This is a genomic window from Actinomadura graeca, assembly GCF_019175365.1.
In the GTDB taxonomy this organism is placed as follows: domain Bacteria; phylum Actinomycetota; class Actinomycetes; order Streptosporangiales; family Streptosporangiaceae; genus Spirillospora; species Spirillospora graeca.
In genome coordinates this window covers 6126231-6144320 of record NZ_CP059572.1, presented here as the reverse complement: position 1 = coordinate 6144320, position 18090 = coordinate 6126231, and the positions used below count along the sequence as shown (strand labels likewise).

The window sequence follows — 18090 nt, the reverse complement described above, 5'->3', positions numbered from 1 at the left end:
ATGTTCTGGCGCAAGCAGCGCGCGGCGATCGAGCGGTTCCACCCGCTGCACAGGGCGCTCGTCCTGGAGCGCGGCTTCACCGTGTCGCTGTACCGGGACGACTGGGAGCCGGTGATCCAGAGCCTCGCCGGGCACGACCAGCACGTGCGCCGCCGCAAGTGGGCGCCGCCGGAGCGCGCCGCAGGGGTCGTGGTGCCGCTGCTGCGGGTGCTGGCCGCGGACATGCGCCCAGAGGGGGTGCTGTCGGTCGCCGCCGACCTGCGCGGCACGGACGTCGCTGAGAAGAACGGGCCCGCCCACGAGCTGCCCGTCCAGCGGCCGGTGCTGTCGGTGAAGCAGTGGTACGCCGTGGATCCGTGGCTGCGGGTGCGGGCGGAGCTGCGCGACGGCAGCGTCCTGGAACTGGCGGTCACCGAGCGGCTGCGCAAGCGGCAGATCCGCAAGCGCAACCCCCGGGGCAAGATCAAGGTCAAGGGGAAGTCGAAGTCGGTGCACCTGGTCCGGGTGACGCGGCGGCTGCCGAAGGGCGCGGCGATCAGCCGTCCCGGCGCGCCGCCGCCGGAATGGATCAAAGTGCAGGTCAGGCAGGGGAACCGGATGGTGATCCGCACGAACGCCAAGATCAACGGGTCGCGGCCCGACGCGCAGCTCACCGAGGGCATCCTGCTGGTGTCGGCGGAGCCGTTCCGGTGGACGCCACCGGGGACCGCCGCGCCGGGCGCGAGGAGGACGACATGACCCCCTGCATCGTGACCACCGGGTTCTTCGTGCTCGGCCGCTGCGGGAGACAGGCCGTCACGTCCTGCCCGCAGTGCGGGCGCGCCGTCTGCGCGCAGCACGCCGCGCCCCAGAGCGGGCACTGCCCCGAGTGCATGGCCGCCCACGGGTACGGGTCGCAGAACCCGTTCGACCCGTCCTGGACGGGCGGGTACAGGCGGCGCTTCTACGAGCGGAGCTCGCAGACCTACAGCGACACCTACTGGTACTCCTCGTTCGACGAGTTCGACCGCGGCGCGTTCAACCCCGGGGACGACTACTCCTACGGCGAGGGCGACTTCGGCCCGGACGACGGCACCGGGTTCGTGGACAGCTGATGGCGCCGGAACGTCCTTCGGTCCTGTGGGTCACCGAGCACTATCCGCCGAGCCAGGGCGGCATGGCCCAGTCGTGCGACCGGATCGTCCGGGGGTTGCGCTCCGCGGGCGCCGAGGTGGACATCGCCCATCTGACGCGGCGGGACCGGCCGTGGGCCGTGACCCGCGAGCACGGCGGGCGGCTGCTGACCGCGCCGCTCGGCGACGACCCCGAGCACGCGCTGCGCCGCCTCTGGACGACCCTGACCGCCGAGCCGCCCCCCACCGCCTACACCCACGTCGTCGCGTTCGGCGGCGTCTACCCGCTGCTGGCCTCGCCCGTCCTGGCGCGGCTGCTGGGCGCGCGGCTGATCACGCTGCTGCGCGGGAACGACATCGACGTCGGCGCGTTCTCGCTGCGGCGCCGGGGCGTGCTGACCGACGCGCTGCGGGCCTCCGCCCGCGTGTGCGTCGTCGCCCGCTCGCACGGGCCGCTGGTGTCGGCGCTCGCCCCGGACGCCCCTGTCACGTTCGTCGCGAACAGCGTCGACACGGCCCAGTGGCGCATCCTGCCGTCCGAACGGGCGCGCGGCGAAGCGTGGCGGGCCGGGAACGTCGCACCCGGCCGCCGGACGATCGGCGTCATCGGCCAGCTCAAGAACAAGAAGGGCGTCGGGTTCCTCCTGGACGCCCTGATCGCGTCCGGCCGCGCGGACGCGTTCCACCTGCTGCTCGTCGGCGAGGTCGAGGAGGGCGTCACGCGATGGCTGGCGGAGCGGGCGGAGACCGTGCCGCACTCGTTCCTGCCGTTCCTGGAGCGCTACGACCTGCCCGCCGTGTACGCGGGCTGCGACCTGGTGGCGCTGCCGTCCTTCTACGACGGCATGCCGAACGTGGCGCTGGAGGCGGCGGCGCTCGGCGTCCCGCTGCTCGCCTCGGACGCGGGCGGCCTCGCCGACGTCGCCGACGACAAGATCGGCTTCACCTTCCCCGCCGGGGACGCCGAGGCGTGCCGCGACGCCATCGGCCGGGCCGCGCGGGCGGACGCGCAACGGCTGGCCGCGCTCGGCGCCGCGGGCGCCGAGCGGATCCGGCAGGACTTCACCCCGGCCGCCGAGACCGCCGGGTACCTCGCCGTCCTCGACGAGACCCGTTGATCGTCTGCTACGCGCACGGCGACGGGCTCGGGCACCTGACGCGGCTGCGGGCCGTCCGGCACACCCTGGCCTGGGACGACGAGGTCACCGTGGTCACCCGCTCGCCGCACGCCCGCGACCCCCGGATCGCGGGCGGCTGGCGGATCGCCGCGTCGCTGGACGGCCTGGCCGCGGACGACCTCGTCGTCGACGCGTTCCCCGCCGGTCTCCAGGGCGAGCTGCGGCGCCTCCCGGACGGCGTCCGCGTCACGCACCTCGCCCGGCGGCTCCGCTGGGACGCCTACCGCCCGCTGCTCCCCGCCGCCCCGCCGCGCTTCGGCCGGACGTACGTCCTGGAGCCCCTCGAACCCGCGCACGAGGAGTACCTCCGCGCGGTGTCGGACGAGGTCGCGCCGCTGCGCCTGGCCGATCCCCCCGCGGAGCCGCTGGACGTGGACGGCTGGCTCATCGTCCACGGCGGGCCCGCCGCCGAGATCCTCGAACTGGTCGCCTACGCGCGGGACATGGCCGCCCTGGAGGGCGTCCGGCCGCCGATGGCCCTCGTCTCACCACGCCGTCCGGACGGTCTGCCCGCCGACGTCGCGCACCTGGACGCCTACCCGGCGTGCCCGCCCGGCCCGCGCGTGGAACGCATCGTCACGGCCGCCGGGTTCAACGCCGTCCGGCAGTTCGCGCCCTGGCGGGACCGGCACCGGATGCTGCCGTTCCCGCGCAGCCTGGACGACCAGTTCGCACGCGCCGCCCACGCCGCCCGCACCAAGGGCACCCCGCCGTCGCCCTAAGCACCGCCTGCCGGGAAACCGAGATCGAACGCGACCTCCACGTCGTCGGCGAGGCGGAGCGCGCCGAAGAACGCCGAGTACGGCTTGATCCCCCAGCGGCTCTGCCGGACGGCCGCGCCGCCGCGCACCCGGCCGCCGTCGAACACGGCCTGGACGCGCACCGGCTTCACCACGCCGAGGATCGCCAGATCGCCCTCCACGTCGTGCTCCCCGCCCGCGGCACGCCCGCCCCCGCCCACGGCGACCGCCGTCGAGCGGAACGTGATCCTGGGGTGCCGCCGGGCGTCCAGCACGGTGCGCAGGTTCCGGACGATGTCGGCGCGGTCCTGGTCGGTGAGCGGCTTCACGCCCCCGGTGCCCTCCCGCACCTCCAGGCCGTCGACCTCGACGTCCACCTCGACCGACGACTCCTCCGGCGGCTCGCGGACCGTGACCGCCGCCGTCCACCGGGTGGCCTCGATGGTCAGGTCGTGGCCCGCCCTCCGGCCGAGCCCGCTGCGGCCCGTCCTGATCAGCAGCCGCCCGTCGTCCGGGCCCAGCTCGTAGGTTCCCTCCGGTACTGCCATGCCCTCAGACTGCCATGCCGCCTGGACCGGCCCGCTTCCGCCGTCCGGCGGGCGGCTCAGCGCGTGCGCGCGCCCTCGCGCAGCCGCTCGGGATCGATCTCGCGGCCCGGCCACCGGCGCAGGTACTCGGCCTCAAGCTGGTTCATGCGCCGGGTGTGCTCCCCGAACGCCTGGTCGGAGGCGTGCCGGAGGGCGTCCAGCCGCGTCTCGTACAGGTGTCCCAGCTCGCGGAACAGATCGTCGTCGCTGAGCTCGCCGGGGTCGATTCCCGTCTCCATGTAATGGTTCCCTCCAGCAGCGCGGCTCTGGCCCGTGTCGGCGGCTCCGGTCGAAGCCGCCCCTTCCCTACCCGGTCGCCTCCGGGCAAACCGCGAAGACGCGCAGGGCCGTCGCGTGCTTGGCGAACCGGACGGCGGCGGGCAGGGAGGTGACCTCGCCGTCACGCGCCAGCCGCAGCCCGCCGTCCGGGCCGGTCAGCTCCAGGCCGCCCGTGCGCCACGCGCGGTAGCCGGGGATGATGCGCAGGTGCCCCGCCATGACCGCCGCGACGGCCCGGACGCGCGGGACGCGGCGCCCGGTCATGACCATGCGGACGTCCAGCCGCCCGTCGTCCATGCGCCTGCGCCAGGTCGGCGCGGGGCCGCGCGAGCCGTAGACGCAGTTGCCGACGAACGCCAGCCAGACGCGGCGCGGCCGTCCGTCCACGGTGACCTTCACGGGCTCGGAGTGCCGCAGGGTGCGGACGGCGGCGACGGCGAGCGCGGGCCACTTGCCGAGCCGCCGCTCCAGCCGCTCGCGGCGGTCGACCAGCTCGGTGTAGGCGCCGAAGCTGGCGGTGTTGAGGAAGAGGTGCTCCTCCTCCTGGCCGGGGGCACCGGAGACGGGGGCCACGTAGGCGACGTCGACACGCCCGAGGCACCCGCGGCGGTACGCGGTGATCGCCTGCATAGCGGTCTCCAAGCCGAGCGCCCTGGCGAAGTGGTCGAACGTGCCTCCGGGGACGACGAGGAGGGGGACGTCATGCTTGAGCGCAGCGCGCGCGCCCGCGTTCACGGTGCCGTCCCCGCCGATGACGGCGAGGACGTCCGCGCGTTCGGCCGCCTCCTCGAAGACCTTGTCGAGGTCCTGGTCGGGCTCCAGCTCGATGATCTCGGCCGCCGGCAGCTCCTGGCGGATCAGGCCGACCGCCAGTTCCGCGTTGCCGGGCAGGAAGCCCCGCCCGTTGCCGCCCGAGCCGCCGCCGGAGCAGGGGTTGAGGACCGCGACGACGCCGCGTCCGTCGGCGGTGACCCGCGCCTCCTCCCCCTCGGCCCGCACCACGAGGGCGACCGGAGGGCGGGCGGGCCAGACCAGCCTCGTCCCGAGCCCGGCCAGCGCGCCGATCCCGGCGCCCGCCAGCACGTCGCCCGGATAGTGCGCCCCGGTGTAGACGCGGGAGAAGGCGACCGCCGCGGCCGTCAGCGCGACCGGGCCCGCGAGGGCGGCCGGCGCCTCCAGCGCCACCCCCATCGCGAACGCCGCGGCGGACGCCGAATGACCGGACGGGAAGGCATGCGAGGTCGGCAGCTTCCAGCGGATCCGGATCGGCGGCACCAGGTCCACGACGGGCCTCTTGCGGCGGAACGCCTGCTTGCCGAGGAGGTTCACCACGGGGCTCGCCACCGCGACGGCGACGGACCCCCGCAGCGCGGCCCGGCGGAGCCTCGCCCGGCGGCTGAGCGCCAGGACGCCCGCGGTGGTGAACCACAACACTCCGTGATCGGCGGCCCGCGACACGCGCGGCAGGACGTACTCCAGGCCGGGGAGCCGGGCGGCGGCCACACGGTCGAAGGCCCAGCGGTCGACCCGTCCCAGGCGGGCGAGGACACCGGTGCGGGTCTCCCCGGAGGACGGCCGGCGCCGGCGGAACAGGGGGCCGGCCGGCACGGACAGTGACCGGGGCCTCGGCCCCCGATGGTTGACGCGCATGACGGGGGTATCCCCTGTGCCGACGACATGATTCCGTAAAGATCTCAAATCGGGGGTCACATGCGGGCGAACGTCACTCACACATCGTCGACTGCAATAGGCTTCCCGGCATGAGTCACCCGGAACGGCTCGGTTCCCCGGGTGGCGAGTCGGTCGGCACGATCGCGGAGCCTCCTCACGTGAACGAGACGCTGGCCGCCTACGCCGCACGGTACGGGCTGAAGCAGAGCGCCGCGCGCCCCCCGCTGCGCAGGTACCTGCACGATGTGTGGGCTCGGCGCAACTTCATCTGGGCGTTCGCGTCGGCCAAGAACATCTCGATGTACACCGAGTCCCGGCTCGGCCAGCTCTGGCAGCTTCTGACGCCGCTGCTGAACGTCGCGGTCTACTACCTGATCTTCGGCGTCCTGCTGAAGACCAGCCGCGGCGTCCCGGACTTCATGCCGTTCCTGGTGACCGGCGTCTTCATGTTCGGCTTCACGCAGCGGTCGATCACCGCGGGCTCCAAGTCGGTCGGCGACAACCTGTCGCTGATCCGCGCGCTGCACTTCCCGCGCGCCACGCTCCCCCTCGCCATCGCGGTCGTGGAGCTCCAGCAGCTCCTGCTGTCCCTGCTGGTGCTCGTGGCCATCGTGGTCGGTTTCGGCGAGCCGATCACCGTGCACATGGCGCTGTTCCTGCCGGTCCTGATCCTCCAGCTGATGTTCAACGTCGGCGCGAGCCTGATCGTCGCGCGGCTCGGCGCGTTCAACCGGGACATCACCCAGCTGCTCCCCTTCATCATGCGGACGTGGCTCTACATGTCCGGCGTGATCTTCAGCCTGCCGTCGCTGATGAAGGCCGGGTCCACGCTCGACAGGCACCCGTGGGCGGCCGAGCTGCTGAAGGCCAACCCCGGATACGTCTACGTCGAGCTGAGCCGGCACGTCCTGCTCGGCAAGTACCGCGACCACGTCCACAACGACCTGCACATCCACTCGACCACCCAGCTGTGGATCTACGCGCTCGCCTGGGCCGGGGTCGCGCTGGTGGGCGGGTTCGTCTTCTTCCACCGCGCCGAGGAGCGTTACGGACGTGGCTGACACAGTGGGCGCACCGCGGACCGGCGGGCCCGTCCGGATCGATCCGGACCGCGAGCCCATCGTCGTCGTGGACGATCTGCACATCATCTACCGGGTGTTCGGGGCGGGCGGCAAGGGCAACGCCGCCAGCGCGTTCTCACGCGTCCTGCGCCGCGAGGGCCGCCCGTCGATGACCGAGGTGCACGCCATCAAGGGCCTGTCGTTCGTGGTCTACCGCGGCGAGGCCGTCGGGATCATCGGCACCAACGGCTCCGGCAAGTCGACGCTGCTGAAGGCCATCGCCGGGCTGCTGCCCCCGCACAGCGGCGGCGTCTACACCGACGGCCAGCCGTCGCTGCTCGGCGTCAACGCCGCCCTGATGAAGGACCTCACCGGCGAGCGCAACATCGTGCTCGGCTGCCTGGCGATGGGCATGTCCCCGCAGGAGACGAAGGCCAAGTACAAGGAGATCGTCGACTTCGCCGGGCTCAAGGAGGGCTTCATCCAGTACCCCATGCGGACGTACTCGTCCGGCATGGGCGCCCGGCTCCGGTTCGCCATCGCCGCCGCCAAGACCCACGACGTGCTGCTCATCGACGAGGCGCTCGCCACCGGCGACGCCAAGTTCAAGGTCAAGAGCAAGCGCCGGATCGAGGAGCTGCGGCGCGAGGCCGGCGCCGTCTTCCTCGTCGCCCACCAGCTGGACGTGGTCAAGGAGACCTGCGACCGCGTCATCTGGATCGACGAGGGGCGCATGCACATGGACGGCGACCCCGCCGAGGTCATCGCCGCCTACACCGAGGCCAGCGGGAAGTAGCCGTCCCGGCCCCGCCCCGTCCCTGATAGAGATGGGGTGACACGCAGATCGCCGACGAGGAGGCCGCCATGCCCGGCAAAGCGCCGCTCCCCCACGAGCACCTGCCCGAGGTCCCGTCGTTCACCGTCACCAGCGAGGACGTCGCCGACGGCGAGCGCCTGCCCGACCGGCACGTCTTCGACGACTGGGGCTTCGGCGGCGGGAACGAGTCCCCGCACCTGAGCTGGTCCGGTTTCCCGGCCGGGACGAAGAGCTTCGCGGTGACCTGCTTCGACCCCGACGCGCCCACCGGAAGCGGCTTCTGGCACTGGGTGCTGTTCGACATCCCCGCCGACGTGACCGAGCTGCCCTCGGGAGCGGGCTCCGCCGGCTCCACTGCCGGAGTGCACGCCCGCAACGACTACGGCACCAAGGCGTTCGGCGGCGCCGCGCCGCCCCCGGGCGACCCCCACCGCTACGTCTTCACCGTCCACGCGCTGGACGTGGAGTCGCTCGGCATCGACTCCGACGTCTCCCCCGCCGTCGCGGGCTTCAACATCACCGCGCACACCCTCGCGCGCGCGTCCGTGATCCCCGAGTACGGCACCTGACGCCACGATCACGCGAGGCGGTCCGGACCGTCAGCGGCGCCCCGGATTGTCGCGATCGCCGGGATCGTCGCGTTCGCCGGGGATCTCATCCGTCGGTACGGCGGCCCCGGACGAGCAGCCGGAGCAGCCACGCCTGCGCGAGCCCGGCGCCCGTCGTGCTCAGGAAGAACAGCGCCTGGTCCACCGGCTGCGAGACCTCTCCCAGCAGGTCGGTGAGCCACAGCGCCGGGATCGACAGGGGCGCCGACACGAGGGCGAGCCAGATGCCGACGAACCCCGGGTCGTCGGAGAACAGCCCGACGGCGGCGACGACCAGGGTCACCGCGATCACGAGCGCGGCGTAGCCGCCGGGGAGGACGATTCCGAGCCGGCCGGACCGGCGGCGCGCCGCGGCGGCCGAGAGGTGGGTGAACATGGCTCGATCGTGACCCGGGCCGTGGAACATCGCCTGAGTACTCCTACTCAGTCTGGGCGAGCAGTCAGCGAGAGGGATCGGAGTACCGAGCGGAGGACGATCGTGCCGAGCGCCGCCGAGTACCTGGACGCCTGGGGACGGGACAACACCGTCACCTACCCCCGCCAGCAGTGGATGGAGGTGCTGCCGGCCCCGGCGCGGGCCTATCCGGACGTCGGGTTCCTCCCGGTGGACCTGTCGGACGTCTTCACCGCGTTCATCGAGGGTGAGGTGCAGTTGTACGACGAGGTCCGCGTCCGGGAGCCGGGCGGCGGGCCGCTGCGCCTGCTGCTCATCGGCGTCGTGCCCGGGGACCCGGCGGCGTGGTACCTGTTCGACACCGAGACCGGCCGGGTGGTGATGCTGGACACGCGGGAGCGGGCGATGAAGGCGGTCAACGCCGCCCTCGCGCACTTCATCGGCTTCCTCTACGAGTTCGCCCGGTTCGTCGACGCCGATCCCGGACGCCGGGGGCGCGGCAAGCGCGCGGAGCGGCTGCGGGAGCGGTTCATGGAGATCGACCCGGCCGCGTTCACCGATCCGGGGGCGTGGTGGCCGTCGGTGCTCCTCCGGCTCGGCGCCAAGGAATGACCGGCGTCCAAGGATGACCGGCTTCAGGGAATGACCGGCGCCAGGTGGTGAGTGGCGTGCCCGCCTGCCCGCGGCGGACACGCCACGGCCGTCACCGCTCGAAGGGGAAGCGGTCGGCGAACGCGGGTTTCAGGTCGTCCAGCCAGACCGCGTCGGGGTCGTACTGGGCGTAGAAGGGCTTGCCCACCAGCTCGGCGTCACGGCACTGGATGAAGTGGAGGGCGAACGCCCTCTCCCCGAACAGGTCGACGATCCCGTCCACGCAGACCTTGCCGGGGGTGGCGGACATGGACGGGCCCCGGACGGTGCGGGCCAAGCCGGAGACGTTCTTGTAGGCGTCCCGGAAGATCTCGTACGCGCGGACGAGGGGCACCGCGAAGTAGTCCTGGGGCCCGGTGTCGCGCTCGACGAACAGGTAGTACGGGATCAGGCCCATCCGGGTCTGCGTCCGCCACATGTCCTCCCAGACCGCGGCGTCGTCGTTGATCGTCCGGATGAGCGGGGCCTGCGTGCGGATGATCGCGCCGGTGTCGCGGATGCGGCGGCACGCCTCGGCGACCATGAGGGGCTCCAGCTCGCGCGGGTGCGTGAAGTGGGCCATGAAGGCGAGGTTCTTGCCGGACTCGACGACCTGCTCGAACAGCCGCAGCATGTCGTCGGCGTCCGGGTCGGTGACGAACTTCTGCGGCCAGTACGCGAGGGATTTCGTGCCGATCCGGATGGATTCGAGCTGCTCCAGGTCCAGGAGGGGCTCGATGTAGCGGCGCAGGACGGGCTCGCCCATGATCATGGCGTCGCCGCCGGTGAACAGGACGCTGGTCACCTCGGGGTGTGAGACGAGGTAGTCGCGCAGGGCCCCGACGTCGTCGCCCGCCATCTTCAGGTCCGCCTCGCCGACGAACTGCGCCCAGCGGAAGCAGTACGTGCAGTACGCGTGGCAGGTCTGCCCCTGCTTGGGGAAGTACAGCACTGTCTCGTCGTACTTGTGCTGCATACCAGGGATCTTCCCGTCGCCGAAGCTCGGGATGTTGAGCTCCATCTGGCCGGCGGGGTGCGGGTTGAGCTTCATCCGCACCGCGTGCGCGGCGGCCTCCACCTCGGCCTTCGGGGCCTCGCGGCGCAGCAGGTCCGACAGGTGCGCGACGTCCTCGGCCGGGAGCATGTCCTCCTGGGGAAAGACCAGCCGGTACATCGGATCGTCGGGGGCGGCCGACCAGTCGATGAGCTCCTCGATGACGTACGCGTTGGTCCTGAACGGCAGGACCGTCGCCACTGCCCGGGTCGCGAGCCGCTGCGCGGGCGAGAGCCCCGCGCGAGCGGTCAGCTCGTCGAGGTGCTTCGCCGTGAAGGCGCGGAACTTGCGACCAGTGGATCGCACCGCGGGAGCCGCGTCGTTCACCAGTGTCACGTGTCGGTACTCCTTGAAGTCAGCGGGGAGACGCACCCCGGGGCGTTTCGTCACAGGCCGTGATCACAGAGCCGCCGGATACCTCCTTCGAATGGTTTAGAGCTGATTCGTCCCGAATTGATACCCCTTCCAGGGTACGAAGAAGCTGGTCAAGACAATGCAGACAAAGCGCCTCGTCATCATCGTGGACCGCCGCCCGGTTGTACAACGACTACGGGACGTCAACCTCTCCGTCGAGGCCGCGTCCTGGGGATTCTCGGAAAACCCCGCCTCACGTACCGGGCACCGCGAGGGTCGTCGATACTGGCAGAGGGCAGGCCGGCCGGTGGGAGGGGGCCTTCGAGTGGACGCGGACGAGGCGGACGGCGCCGGGCCGGGCACCGTCCCGGCCTGGGTGATCTCCCTGGCCGTCATCGCGGCGGTCTCCTACGGGACGTTCCTGCTGGAACACGCGCTCAGCCCCGAGCTGGACCGCGTGAACGGCTACGTCAGCGAGCTGTCGGCCTCCGACCAGCCCTATCACCTGATCTACAGCGGCGGTGACCTGGTCACCGGCGTCCTGACGATCGTCGTGTCGCTCGGATCGCTGCGCAGGCTGCGGCGGCGGCCCCTGGCCACGACCGGCTGGGCCTTCCTCGGGCTGTTCGGGGTGTGCGCCATAGGCGACGCGACGTTCCCGCTGGACTGCGCCCCCAGCCTGGAGACGTGGTGCGCCCTCCGCGAACGCTCGGAGAACGTCTCCTTCTCGCACGAGTTCCACTCGGTCACCAGCAGCGCGGTGATCGTCTGCGGGGTGATCGCGCTGTTCACGCTGTCGATGGCCGCCCGCCGGTACGGCTGGTGGCCCGCGCTGGCCCGCTGGGGCTGGCTGCTCGCGCTGGCCGAGACGGTCTTCGCGCTGAGCACACTGCTGGCGATGTACATGGGCCAGTGGCTCGGCATCATCCAGCGCGTCCAGATCACCATCCTGTGCCTGGGCCTGCTGACCATCGCCTGGTCCCTGCACGCCGACCGGCGGGACGCGGCCCGCGCCGCGCGGGGCGTCCCGTCCGCACGAGAGAAGACGCCGCTATGACCGGGACCGTCCCCTCCGGCACGCCCGCGGAGATCCTCAACATCGGCCGCGAGCAGGTGCACGCCGTCGAGACGGGCCCGCGCGACGGGCCCGTCCTGCTGCTCAGCTCCGGGCTCGGCGGCGCGTGGTTCGACTGGCGGCCGAGCGTGGAGCTGCTCCGGGAACGGCACCGGGTGATCGTCTTCGACCGTCCCGGCCTCGGGCTCAGCCCGGCCGCGGTGGCCGCGCCGTCCCTGCGCCGCGACACCGCGATCCTCGCCGCGCTCGCCGGGCGGGCCGGGCGCCCGGTGGTCGTCCTCGCCCACTCGATGGCGGCGTTCCACGCCGAGGCGCTGGCCAGGCGGCACCCGGACCTCGTCCGAGCACTGGTGCTGATCGACCCGAGCACCGAGCGCGACCCGCGCGCCCCCGTCCGGCTCGCGCGGCCCCTGCACCCCCTCACCAAGGCGGCGGGCGCCGTCCTCGGCGCCACCCGGCTGGCGCGGGTCCTCGGGCCGCTCGGCCGCCGGATGGTCCTCAAGCGGACCAGCCGCCGGGACGAGCCCGTCCCGGCCTCCGTCGTCCGGTCCGTCTACGGGCGCGGGACGGTGCTCGGCACGGTCATGGCGGAGGAGATCGCCTACCGGGAGATGGCCGCCGACCTGGAGTCGCTGCGCGAGCGGCGGCCGTTCCCGCCCGTCCCGCTGGCCGTCATCACCGCCCTCGGCGACGTCAAGGACCCGGAGAAGGCCCGCGAGTGGTCGGACGGGCACCGCCTGCTCGCCGCCATGAGCCCGCACGGTAGCCAGGTCGAGCTGCCCGACGCGCTGCACATGGTCCACCTCGACCGTCCCGACGCGGTCGCCGACGCGGTCGCCGCCGTGCTGGCCCGCCGGGCGGAGGAGACGGCGAGGCCCGGGGAGACGGCGTGAGGCGGCTGCTCACGGCGGCGGCGCTGGCGCTGCTCGTGCCCGCGCTGCCCGGCTGCAAGGTCATGCAGCGCATCTCGGACGGCTCGTACAACAACGCCGTCACCGACGGCGTCGTGGCGGAGCTGCACGACCGGGGCGTCCGGCTCGACGGCCGTCCCTCGTGCACGACGCAGGACTCGGGCACGTCGGTGGTCCACGTCCAGTGCACCGCCAGGACCAGCACCGGCGAGCCCGTCGAGGTGACGGGCGTGGCCGACGACGCCGACACCCGGCGCCCGCGCGAGACCTACGTCGTCACCGTCGGCGGGCGCGAGGTGCTGCGCAAGGACTGCCTCGGCCTCGGCTGCCGCTGACCGCCTCCGGGACGCCCTCAACGGCGGCCAACGAATCGGCATGATCACGGAAAACCCCCACTACTCCATGCATGTGCGACCCTACGGTCGGTGATGTCACCTCTTATGGAGATGACTCGCAAGAAGGCACTGATCGTGGGACCGGCCGCGCTGCTCGTCCTCGCCCTGGCGGGGGCGGCCATCGCGTACCTGATGCTCTCCGGTGACGAGCTGCGGTACAAGACGCAGAACGCGCTGCGCAAGGCGCTGCCGACGACCGCGGCGGCCGAGCTGCACTCGCGCGGCGTGCAGCTGACGTCACCGCTGAAGTGCAAGGACCTGCCCGGCTGGACGAAGAGCAAGCTGCGCGCGTCCTGCACGGGCACCACCACCGACAGGCAGGACGTGCAGGTGCTCGGCAGCGGCGAGGAGAAGAGCGGCAAGGCGTACTACACCATCCTCGTGGGCGGCCGCCCGGTGGTGCAGAACGCGCCGTGCCTCGGCGCCGACTGCCGCCACGAGGACGGCTGACACCGCGCCTGCCACGGGGTGACGATCGCCACCAACGGCCCGGGCTTAGTCAAGGCAGGGGAAGGAAGGTCCTACGATGCGGTGAGCTGCGTTCTTGCGGCCCACCACGTCCTTCCACCCTCCTGGAGCGGCCATGACCGGCAAAGGCGAGCCGCCCCGAACGGCGGCCCGCCGCCCGGCGGCGGTCCGGCCGCTGCCGATCGCCGTCGACACGATGGGCGGCGACCACGCCCCCGGCGAGGTCATCGCGGGCGCCGTCGAGGCCGTCCGCGAGCACGGCGTCCGGGTCGTGCTCGTCGGCCGGGCGCCGCTGATCCGCCGGGAGCTCGACCGGCACGGGACCGTCGGCCAGATCCCCATCGTGCACGCCGACGAGGCCCTCGACATGGGCGAGGGCGCGCTCGCCTCCCGGCGCAAGCCCCGCTCGTCCGTCGCCATCGCCTGCCACCTGATCAAGCAGGGACGGGCCTCGGCGCTGGTGTCGGCGGGCAGCACCGCCGGGGTCGTCGCGACGTCCCGGCTGCGGCTGAAGGGCCAGCAGGGCGTCATGCGGCCCGCCATCGCGGTGACGCTGCCCACCCGCCCCCGCCCGACGATCCTGCTGGACGCGGGCGCCACCGTGGACGTCAAGCCCGAGGGCCTGGTGCAGTTCGCCGCGCTCGGCACCGCGTACGCGCAGATCCTGACCGACCTCGAACGGCCCCGCGTCGGGCTGCTCACCATCGGCTCCGAGCCCGGCAAGGGCGACAAGGTCACCAAGCGCGCCCACGAGCTGCTCGCGGGCGGCAGCCACGGCATCGAGTTCGCCGGGAACGTGGAGGGCCACGACCTGCTGAGCGGCGCCGTCGAGGTGATCGTGACCGACGGCTTCACCGGGAACGTCGCCCTCAAGACGATGGAGGGCGCCATCCGGACGGCGTTCTCGGAGATCCGCACCGCCATGACGTCCAGCCCGCCGGCGAGGATGGGCGCGCTGCTCCAGCGCCGCCGCCTCCAGGAACTGCGCGACCGCCTCGACCCCGACAGCTACGGCGGCGGCGTCCTGCTCGGGCTGAACGGGACCGTCGTGATCGCCCACGGCGCCTCCCACGCCCGCGCGATCACCTCGGCGTGCGAGCTGGCCCACCGGCTCGCCGCCGGACGCATCGTCGAGCGGATCCGCGAGCAGGTCGCCGCGACGCGCACGTCCCGCTTCGGGCGCTGGACGCACGGCGAGCGGGACGGCGCCGACAAGACGCCCGACAAGCCGTCCGACAGGACGCCCGACAAGCCCGCCGCGCCCCCGGCCGCCGACACGCCGCGCGAGGGCGAGCCCCCCTGGCCGCTCAACGGGGACACGTCCCCGGAGCGATCCGAGCCCCGGCCCCCGCGGACCGAGTAGCGGACCGGGCAATGCGTTCGAGGACGGCGCCTCCGCGCCGATAGCCTTGGGGCATGCCCGCTCCGCAACTCGTACTCGCCGCCCGGGTCCAGGCCGCGCTCGCCGCCGCCTTCGGACCGTCGTACGCGGACGCCGACCCGGTCATCCGGCCGTCGCAGTTCGCCGACCTTCAGGCCAACGTGGCGCTGCCGCTGGCCAAGAAGCTGGGCCGCCGGCCGCGAGAAGTGGCGGACGAGATCGCCGCGCACCTCGACACCACCGGTGTCATCGCCGACGCGCAGGTCAGCGGGCCCGGATTCCTCAACCTGACGCTCAGCGACGACTGGATCGCCATGCAGGCGCAGCGGGCGCTGGAGGACGCGCGGCTCGCCGTCCCGGTCGTCGACAGGCCGCGGAAGGTCGTCGTCGAGTACTCCTCGCCCAACGTGGCCAAGGAGATGCACGTCGGGCACCTGCGCACCACGATCGTCGGTGACGCCATCGCCAGGATCCTGGAGTTCCTCGGCCACGACGTCATGCGCGACAACCACGTCGGCGACTGGGGCACCCCCTTCGGGATGCTGATCGAGCACCTCCTCGACCTCGGCGAGGAGGCCGCCGCGCGCGACGACGCGTCCGTCCGGGACCTGACGTCCTTCTACCGGGTCGCGAGGGAGAAGTTCGACGGGGACGCCGAGTTCGCCGACCGGGCGCGCAAGCGGGTGGTCGCGCTCCAGGCGGGCGACCCCGAGACGCTGCGGCTCTGGCGGATCCTGGTGGAGGTCTCCCAGCGCTACTTCGACTCGGTCTACAGGCGGCTCGGCGTCACGCTGTCCGACGACCACATCCGGGGCGAGAGCTTCTACAACGACCTGCTCGCCCCGACCGTCCGGGAGCTGGAGGACAAGGGCATCGCCGTGGTCAGCGACGGTGCGCTGTGCGCCTTCCCGCCCGGGTTCACCGGACGCGAGGGCGAGCCCCTGCCGGTGATCATCCGCAAGAGCGACGGCGGCTACAACTACTCCACCACCGACCTCGCCACCATCCGGTACCGGGTCGACAACGACCACGTCGACCGGATGGTCTACGTGGTCGGCGCGCCGCAGTCGCTGCACTTCCAGATGGTGTTCGCCGTCGCCCGGATGGCCGGCTGGCTCGGCGACGAGGTCGAGGCCGAGCACGCGCAGATCGGCAACGTCCTCGGCACCGACGGCAAGATCCTGCGGACCCGGGCCGGTGGCACCGTCAAGCTGTCGGAGCTGGTGGACGAGGCCGTCGAGCGGGCCGCCACCGAGTTCGACAAGATCCCGCACGACGAGTCGTTCGACGACGCCACCCGCGCGGCGATCGTCGAGGCCGTCGGCGTCGGCGCGGTCAAGTACGCCGACCTGTCGGTGGCGCTCGACAGCGAGTACGTCTTCGACCTCGACCGGATGATCAAGTTTCACGGCAAGACCGGCCCCTACCTCCAGTACGCGACGGTGCGGATCCGGTCGATCTTCCGCAAGGGCGGCGTGGACCCCGAGTCGGCGACGGGCCCCATCGTGATCGGCAACGAGGCCGAGCGGGCGCTGGCGCTGAAGCTGCTGGACTTCGGCTCCATCGTGGCCCAGTCGGGCGAGACCAGCGAACCGCACCGCCTCGCGGGCTACCTGTTCGAGCTGGCGCAGGCGTACACGGGCTTCTTCGAGACCTGCCCCGTCCTGAAGGCACCGGACGAGCCGACCAGGGCGTCCCGGCTCGCCCTGTGCGCCATCACGCTCCGCACGCTGGTCACCGGCCTCGACCTCCTCGGAGTCCCCACCCCCGAACGCATGTAGGGGCGTCGTGCTTGTTTTTTTCAATCCCGGCCCGACCGGGCTCGCCTGGCGGCTCGCCCGCTCGACCGTGCTTGTGCGAGCGCGTCATCGCTTCGCGATCAGCCCGTGTGAGGCTCGCCTTCGGCATCGCCTCACGCGGGCTGGTAGCGCGCTCGCGTGACGGCTCGGGCTTCTCGCCAGGCCGGAAAGCACCGCGCTCGCGTAAAGGCTCGGGCCCCCTGCCGCCACGCCGGGAGCCCCGCGCTCGCGTAGAGGCTCGGGCCCCCTGCCGCCAGGCCGGGAGTCCCGCGCTCGCGTAGAGGCTCGGGCTCCTTGCCGCCACGCCGGAAAGCACCGCGCTCGCGTGACGGCTCGGGCTCCTTGCCGCATCGCGTTCGTGCGGCGGCTCGGGTCTACTTTTGGGGGTGGGCGGGGGCGCCTGCGGGGGTGGTTCCTTGGGTGGCGGGCGCGTTGGGCGGGGTCACTCTTGGTCTGGACTGCCGGGCGCACAGTTCCCGAACCGCCGGGATGACCTCCAGGGCGAAGGAGGTCAGGTGGTCGGGGTCTCCGGCGTACAGGAACGAGTCGATGCCGTGCCCGACGGCCAGCTCCGTCAGCTCGTACACCCACTGGCGGGGCGGGCCGTGGAGGAAGCCGCGGGAACCGCGTACGTCGAGGGCGCCTTCGAGGAGGTAGACGCGCCGGATGTCGGCGGGGTCGCGGCCCGCGCGGGCGGCGGCCTCGTCCAGCCGCCGCTGCCCCTCGGCCAGCCGCTTGGGCGGGACGAGCGACGACGGGGCGATCCACCCGTCGGCGACACGGCCGGCGAGGTCCAGGCCGCGCGGGCCGGTGACGCCGAGCCAGATGGGGATCGGCGTCTCGGGCGCCGGGCCCGGCCGTCCGGCGGCGAACCGGTAGTGCTCGCCCTGGAAGCGCAGCCCCTGCTGGTCGCTCCAGTGCAGCCGGATGACCTGCACGGCCTCCTCCAGCGCGCGGCGCGCCTCGGCGGCGCCGAGCCGCGTGCCCCCGTACGCCTCGATGCCGTCCCAGGACGTCCCGGCGCCGAGACCGAGCAGCACACGGCCGCCGCTCGACCGGTCCAGGGTGGCGATGGCCTTGGCCAGCGCGGCGGGCGGCCGCAGCGGCAGGCACGCCACGGCGGGCAGCACCCGGATCCGTGTCGTGACGGCCAGGACCGTCGCCATCAGCGCGTGCGTGTCGGCGGTGCCCCGCCGGTACGGGTGGTCGCCGATGCCGAGGAGGTCGAGACCGTAGCGGTCCGCGTCCTGCGCGATACGGACCAGGGGCCTCGCCGACTCGGGTGCGAGGGAGAGGCCGAAGCGCAGCGGACGCCGCCGGCCCGCCCCGATCACTGCAGGTAGCCTTCGACCTCGTCCGGCGGTCGGACACCGGTGTCGTCCGGGTCCTCGCCCGCCTCCAGCCGGGCCCGGCGGCGGCGCAGCAGGTCCCAGCACTGGTCCAGCGCCACCTCAAGGTCCTCCAGCCGCCGGTGCTCCTCGTCCCGTCCGAGATCGCCGCGCTGGTAGCGCTCGCGCAGGCGCTGCTCCTCGCCGACGTAGGCGTCGATGCGCTTGAGGATCTCCTTCTCGTCCAT

Annotated in this window: 20 protein-coding genes and 1 pseudogene; 14 read left to right on the top strand and 7 right to left on the bottom strand. The window is 72.8% G+C overall.

The window, feature by feature from the left end; genetic code table 11:
• Genes AGRA3207_RS27275 through AGRA3207_RS27260 form a run of 4 tightly spaced genes read left to right on the top strand, consistent with a single transcriptional unit; the run spans window position 1 to window position 3012 of the window.
• On the top strand, window positions 1–738 hold the full coding sequence (locus AGRA3207_RS27275; RefSeq protein WP_231329857.1) for a hypothetical protein: 738 nt from the start codon (window positions 1–3) through the stop codon (window positions 736–738).
• On the top strand, window positions 735–1094 hold the full coding sequence (locus tag AGRA3207_RS27270) for a hypothetical protein (protein ID WP_231329856.1): 360 nt from the start codon (window positions 735–737) through the stop codon (window positions 1092–1094). Before AGRA3207_RS27275 ends, AGRA3207_RS27270 begins: the two co-directional genes overlap by 4 nt.
• Window positions 1094–2230, top strand: coding sequence for a glycosyltransferase family 4 protein (locus AGRA3207_RS27265; RefSeq protein WP_231329855.1), 1137 nt, complete (start codon window positions 1094–1096; stop codon window positions 2228–2230). Before AGRA3207_RS27270 ends, AGRA3207_RS27265 begins: the two co-directional genes overlap by 1 nt.
• Window positions 2227–3012: a hypothetical protein gene (locus tag AGRA3207_RS27260; RefSeq protein ID WP_231329854.1), complete on the top strand. Its 786-nt coding sequence runs from the start codon at window positions 2227–2229 to the stop codon at window positions 3010–3012. Before AGRA3207_RS27265 ends, AGRA3207_RS27260 begins: the two co-directional genes overlap by 4 nt.
• On the opposite strand, the gene AGRA3207_RS27255 is transcribed toward AGRA3207_RS27260, so the two are convergent.
• The 3 genes from AGRA3207_RS27255 to AGRA3207_RS27245 form a co-directional block, all read right to left on the bottom strand.
• Window positions 3009–3578, bottom strand: a complete 570-nt coding sequence (locus AGRA3207_RS27255; RefSeq protein WP_231329853.1) for a YceI family protein — start codon at window positions 3576–3578, stop codon at window positions 3009–3011. The two genes, AGRA3207_RS27260 and AGRA3207_RS27255, sit on opposite strands and share 4 nt — an antisense overlap.
• Before the next feature lie 56 nt (window positions 3579–3634).
• Window positions 3635–3856 (bottom strand): DUF6158 family protein, encoded by a 222-nt coding sequence (locus AGRA3207_RS27250; protein ID WP_231329852.1) that lies wholly within the window; start codon window positions 3854–3856, stop codon window positions 3635–3637.
• Between the two features lie 67 nt (window positions 3857–3923).
• A complete protein-coding gene (locus AGRA3207_RS27245; protein ID WP_231329851.1) occupies window positions 3924–5504 on the bottom strand; it encodes a bifunctional phosphatase PAP2/diacylglycerol kinase family protein in 1581 nt (526 codons plus the stop codon).
• Between the two features lie 152 nt (window positions 5505–5656).
• Here AGRA3207_RS27245 and AGRA3207_RS27240 point away from each other — a divergent pair, with 152 nt between their 5' ends.
• The 3 genes from AGRA3207_RS27240 (at window position 5657) to AGRA3207_RS27230 (ending at window position 8014) form a co-directional block, all read left to right on the top strand.
• Entirely contained in the window at window positions 5657–6628 is a 972-nt protein-coding gene (locus tag AGRA3207_RS27240; RefSeq protein WP_231329850.1) for an ABC transporter permease, read from the top strand.
• On the top strand, window positions 6621–7424 hold the full coding sequence (locus AGRA3207_RS27235) for an ABC transporter ATP-binding protein (RefSeq protein ID WP_231329849.1): 804 nt from the start codon (window positions 6621–6623) through the stop codon (window positions 7422–7424). The genes AGRA3207_RS27240 and AGRA3207_RS27235 overlap by 8 nt, the downstream gene beginning before the upstream one ends.
• Window positions 7425–7492: 68 nt before the next feature.
• On the top strand, window positions 7493–8014 hold the full coding sequence (locus AGRA3207_RS27230) for a YbhB/YbcL family Raf kinase inhibitor-like protein (RefSeq protein WP_231329848.1): 522 nt from the start codon (window positions 7493–7495) through the stop codon (window positions 8012–8014).
• A gap of 85 nt (window positions 8015–8099) precedes the next feature.
• On the opposite strand, the gene AGRA3207_RS27225 is transcribed toward AGRA3207_RS27230, so the two are convergent.
• On the bottom strand, window positions 8100–8429 hold the full coding sequence (locus AGRA3207_RS27225) for an SCO4225 family membrane protein (RefSeq protein ID WP_231329847.1): 330 nt from the start codon (window positions 8427–8429) through the stop codon (window positions 8100–8102).
• Window positions 8430–8531: 102 nt separating this feature from the next.
• Between AGRA3207_RS27225 and AGRA3207_RS27220 the strand changes: the two genes are divergently transcribed.
• A complete protein-coding gene (locus tag AGRA3207_RS27220) occupies window positions 8532–9059 on the top strand; it encodes an SUKH-4 family immunity protein (protein WP_231329846.1) in 528 nt (175 codons plus the stop codon).
• A 91-nt stretch (window positions 9060–9150) separates the two neighbouring features.
• Here AGRA3207_RS27220 and AGRA3207_RS27215 read toward each other — a convergent pair whose 3' ends face one another.
• Window positions 9151–10467, bottom strand: a complete 1317-nt coding sequence (locus AGRA3207_RS27215) for a KamA family radical SAM protein (protein ID WP_231329845.1) — start codon at window positions 10465–10467, stop codon at window positions 9151–9153.
• 343 nt (window positions 10468–10810) lie between these two features.
• On the opposite strand from AGRA3207_RS27215, the gene AGRA3207_RS27210 reads away from it, so the two are divergent.
• The 6 genes and pseudogenes from AGRA3207_RS27210 (at window position 10811) to argS (ending at window position 16496) form a co-directional block, all read left to right on the top strand.
• On the top strand, window positions 10811–11542 hold the full coding sequence (locus tag AGRA3207_RS27210; protein WP_231329844.1) for a DUF998 domain-containing protein: 732 nt from the start codon (window positions 10811–10813) through the stop codon (window positions 11540–11542).
• A complete protein-coding gene (locus AGRA3207_RS27205) occupies window positions 11539–12453 on the top strand; it encodes an alpha/beta fold hydrolase (RefSeq protein ID WP_231329843.1) in 915 nt (304 codons plus the stop codon). The genes AGRA3207_RS27210 and AGRA3207_RS27205 overlap by 4 nt, the downstream gene beginning before the upstream one ends.
• On the top strand, window positions 12450–12806 hold the full coding sequence (locus AGRA3207_RS27200; protein ID WP_231329842.1) for a hypothetical protein: 357 nt from the start codon (window positions 12450–12452) through the stop codon (window positions 12804–12806). Before AGRA3207_RS27205 ends, AGRA3207_RS27200 begins: the two co-directional genes overlap by 4 nt.
• A gap of 111 nt (window positions 12807–12917) precedes the next feature.
• A complete protein-coding gene (locus AGRA3207_RS27195; protein WP_231329841.1) occupies window positions 12918–13316 on the top strand; it encodes a hypothetical protein in 399 nt (132 codons plus the stop codon).
• Window positions 13317–13449: 133 nt separating this feature from the next.
• Window positions 13450–14526, top strand: a pseudogene (plsX, locus tag AGRA3207_RS27190) (phosphate acyltransferase PlsX); the annotation flags it as partial.
• Window positions 14527–14750: 224 nt separating this feature from the next.
• Entirely contained in the window at window positions 14751–16496 is a 1746-nt protein-coding gene (argS, locus tag AGRA3207_RS27185; RefSeq protein ID WP_231329840.1) for an arginine--tRNA ligase, read from the top strand.
• A gap of 392 nt (window positions 16497–16888) precedes the next feature.
• Here the strand turns inward: argS and AGRA3207_RS27180 are convergent, their stop codons facing one another.
• Window positions 16889–17848 carry an LLM class flavin-dependent oxidoreductase gene (locus AGRA3207_RS27180; protein ID WP_231329839.1) on the bottom strand — a complete coding sequence of 320 codons (960 nt, stop codon included), beginning with the start codon at window positions 17846–17848 and terminating at the stop codon, window positions 16889–16891.
• Entirely contained in the window at window positions 17845–18090 is a 246-nt protein-coding gene (locus tag AGRA3207_RS27175) for a DUF2630 family protein (RefSeq protein ID WP_231329838.1), read from the bottom strand. The genes AGRA3207_RS27180 and AGRA3207_RS27175 overlap by 4 nt, the downstream gene beginning before the upstream one ends.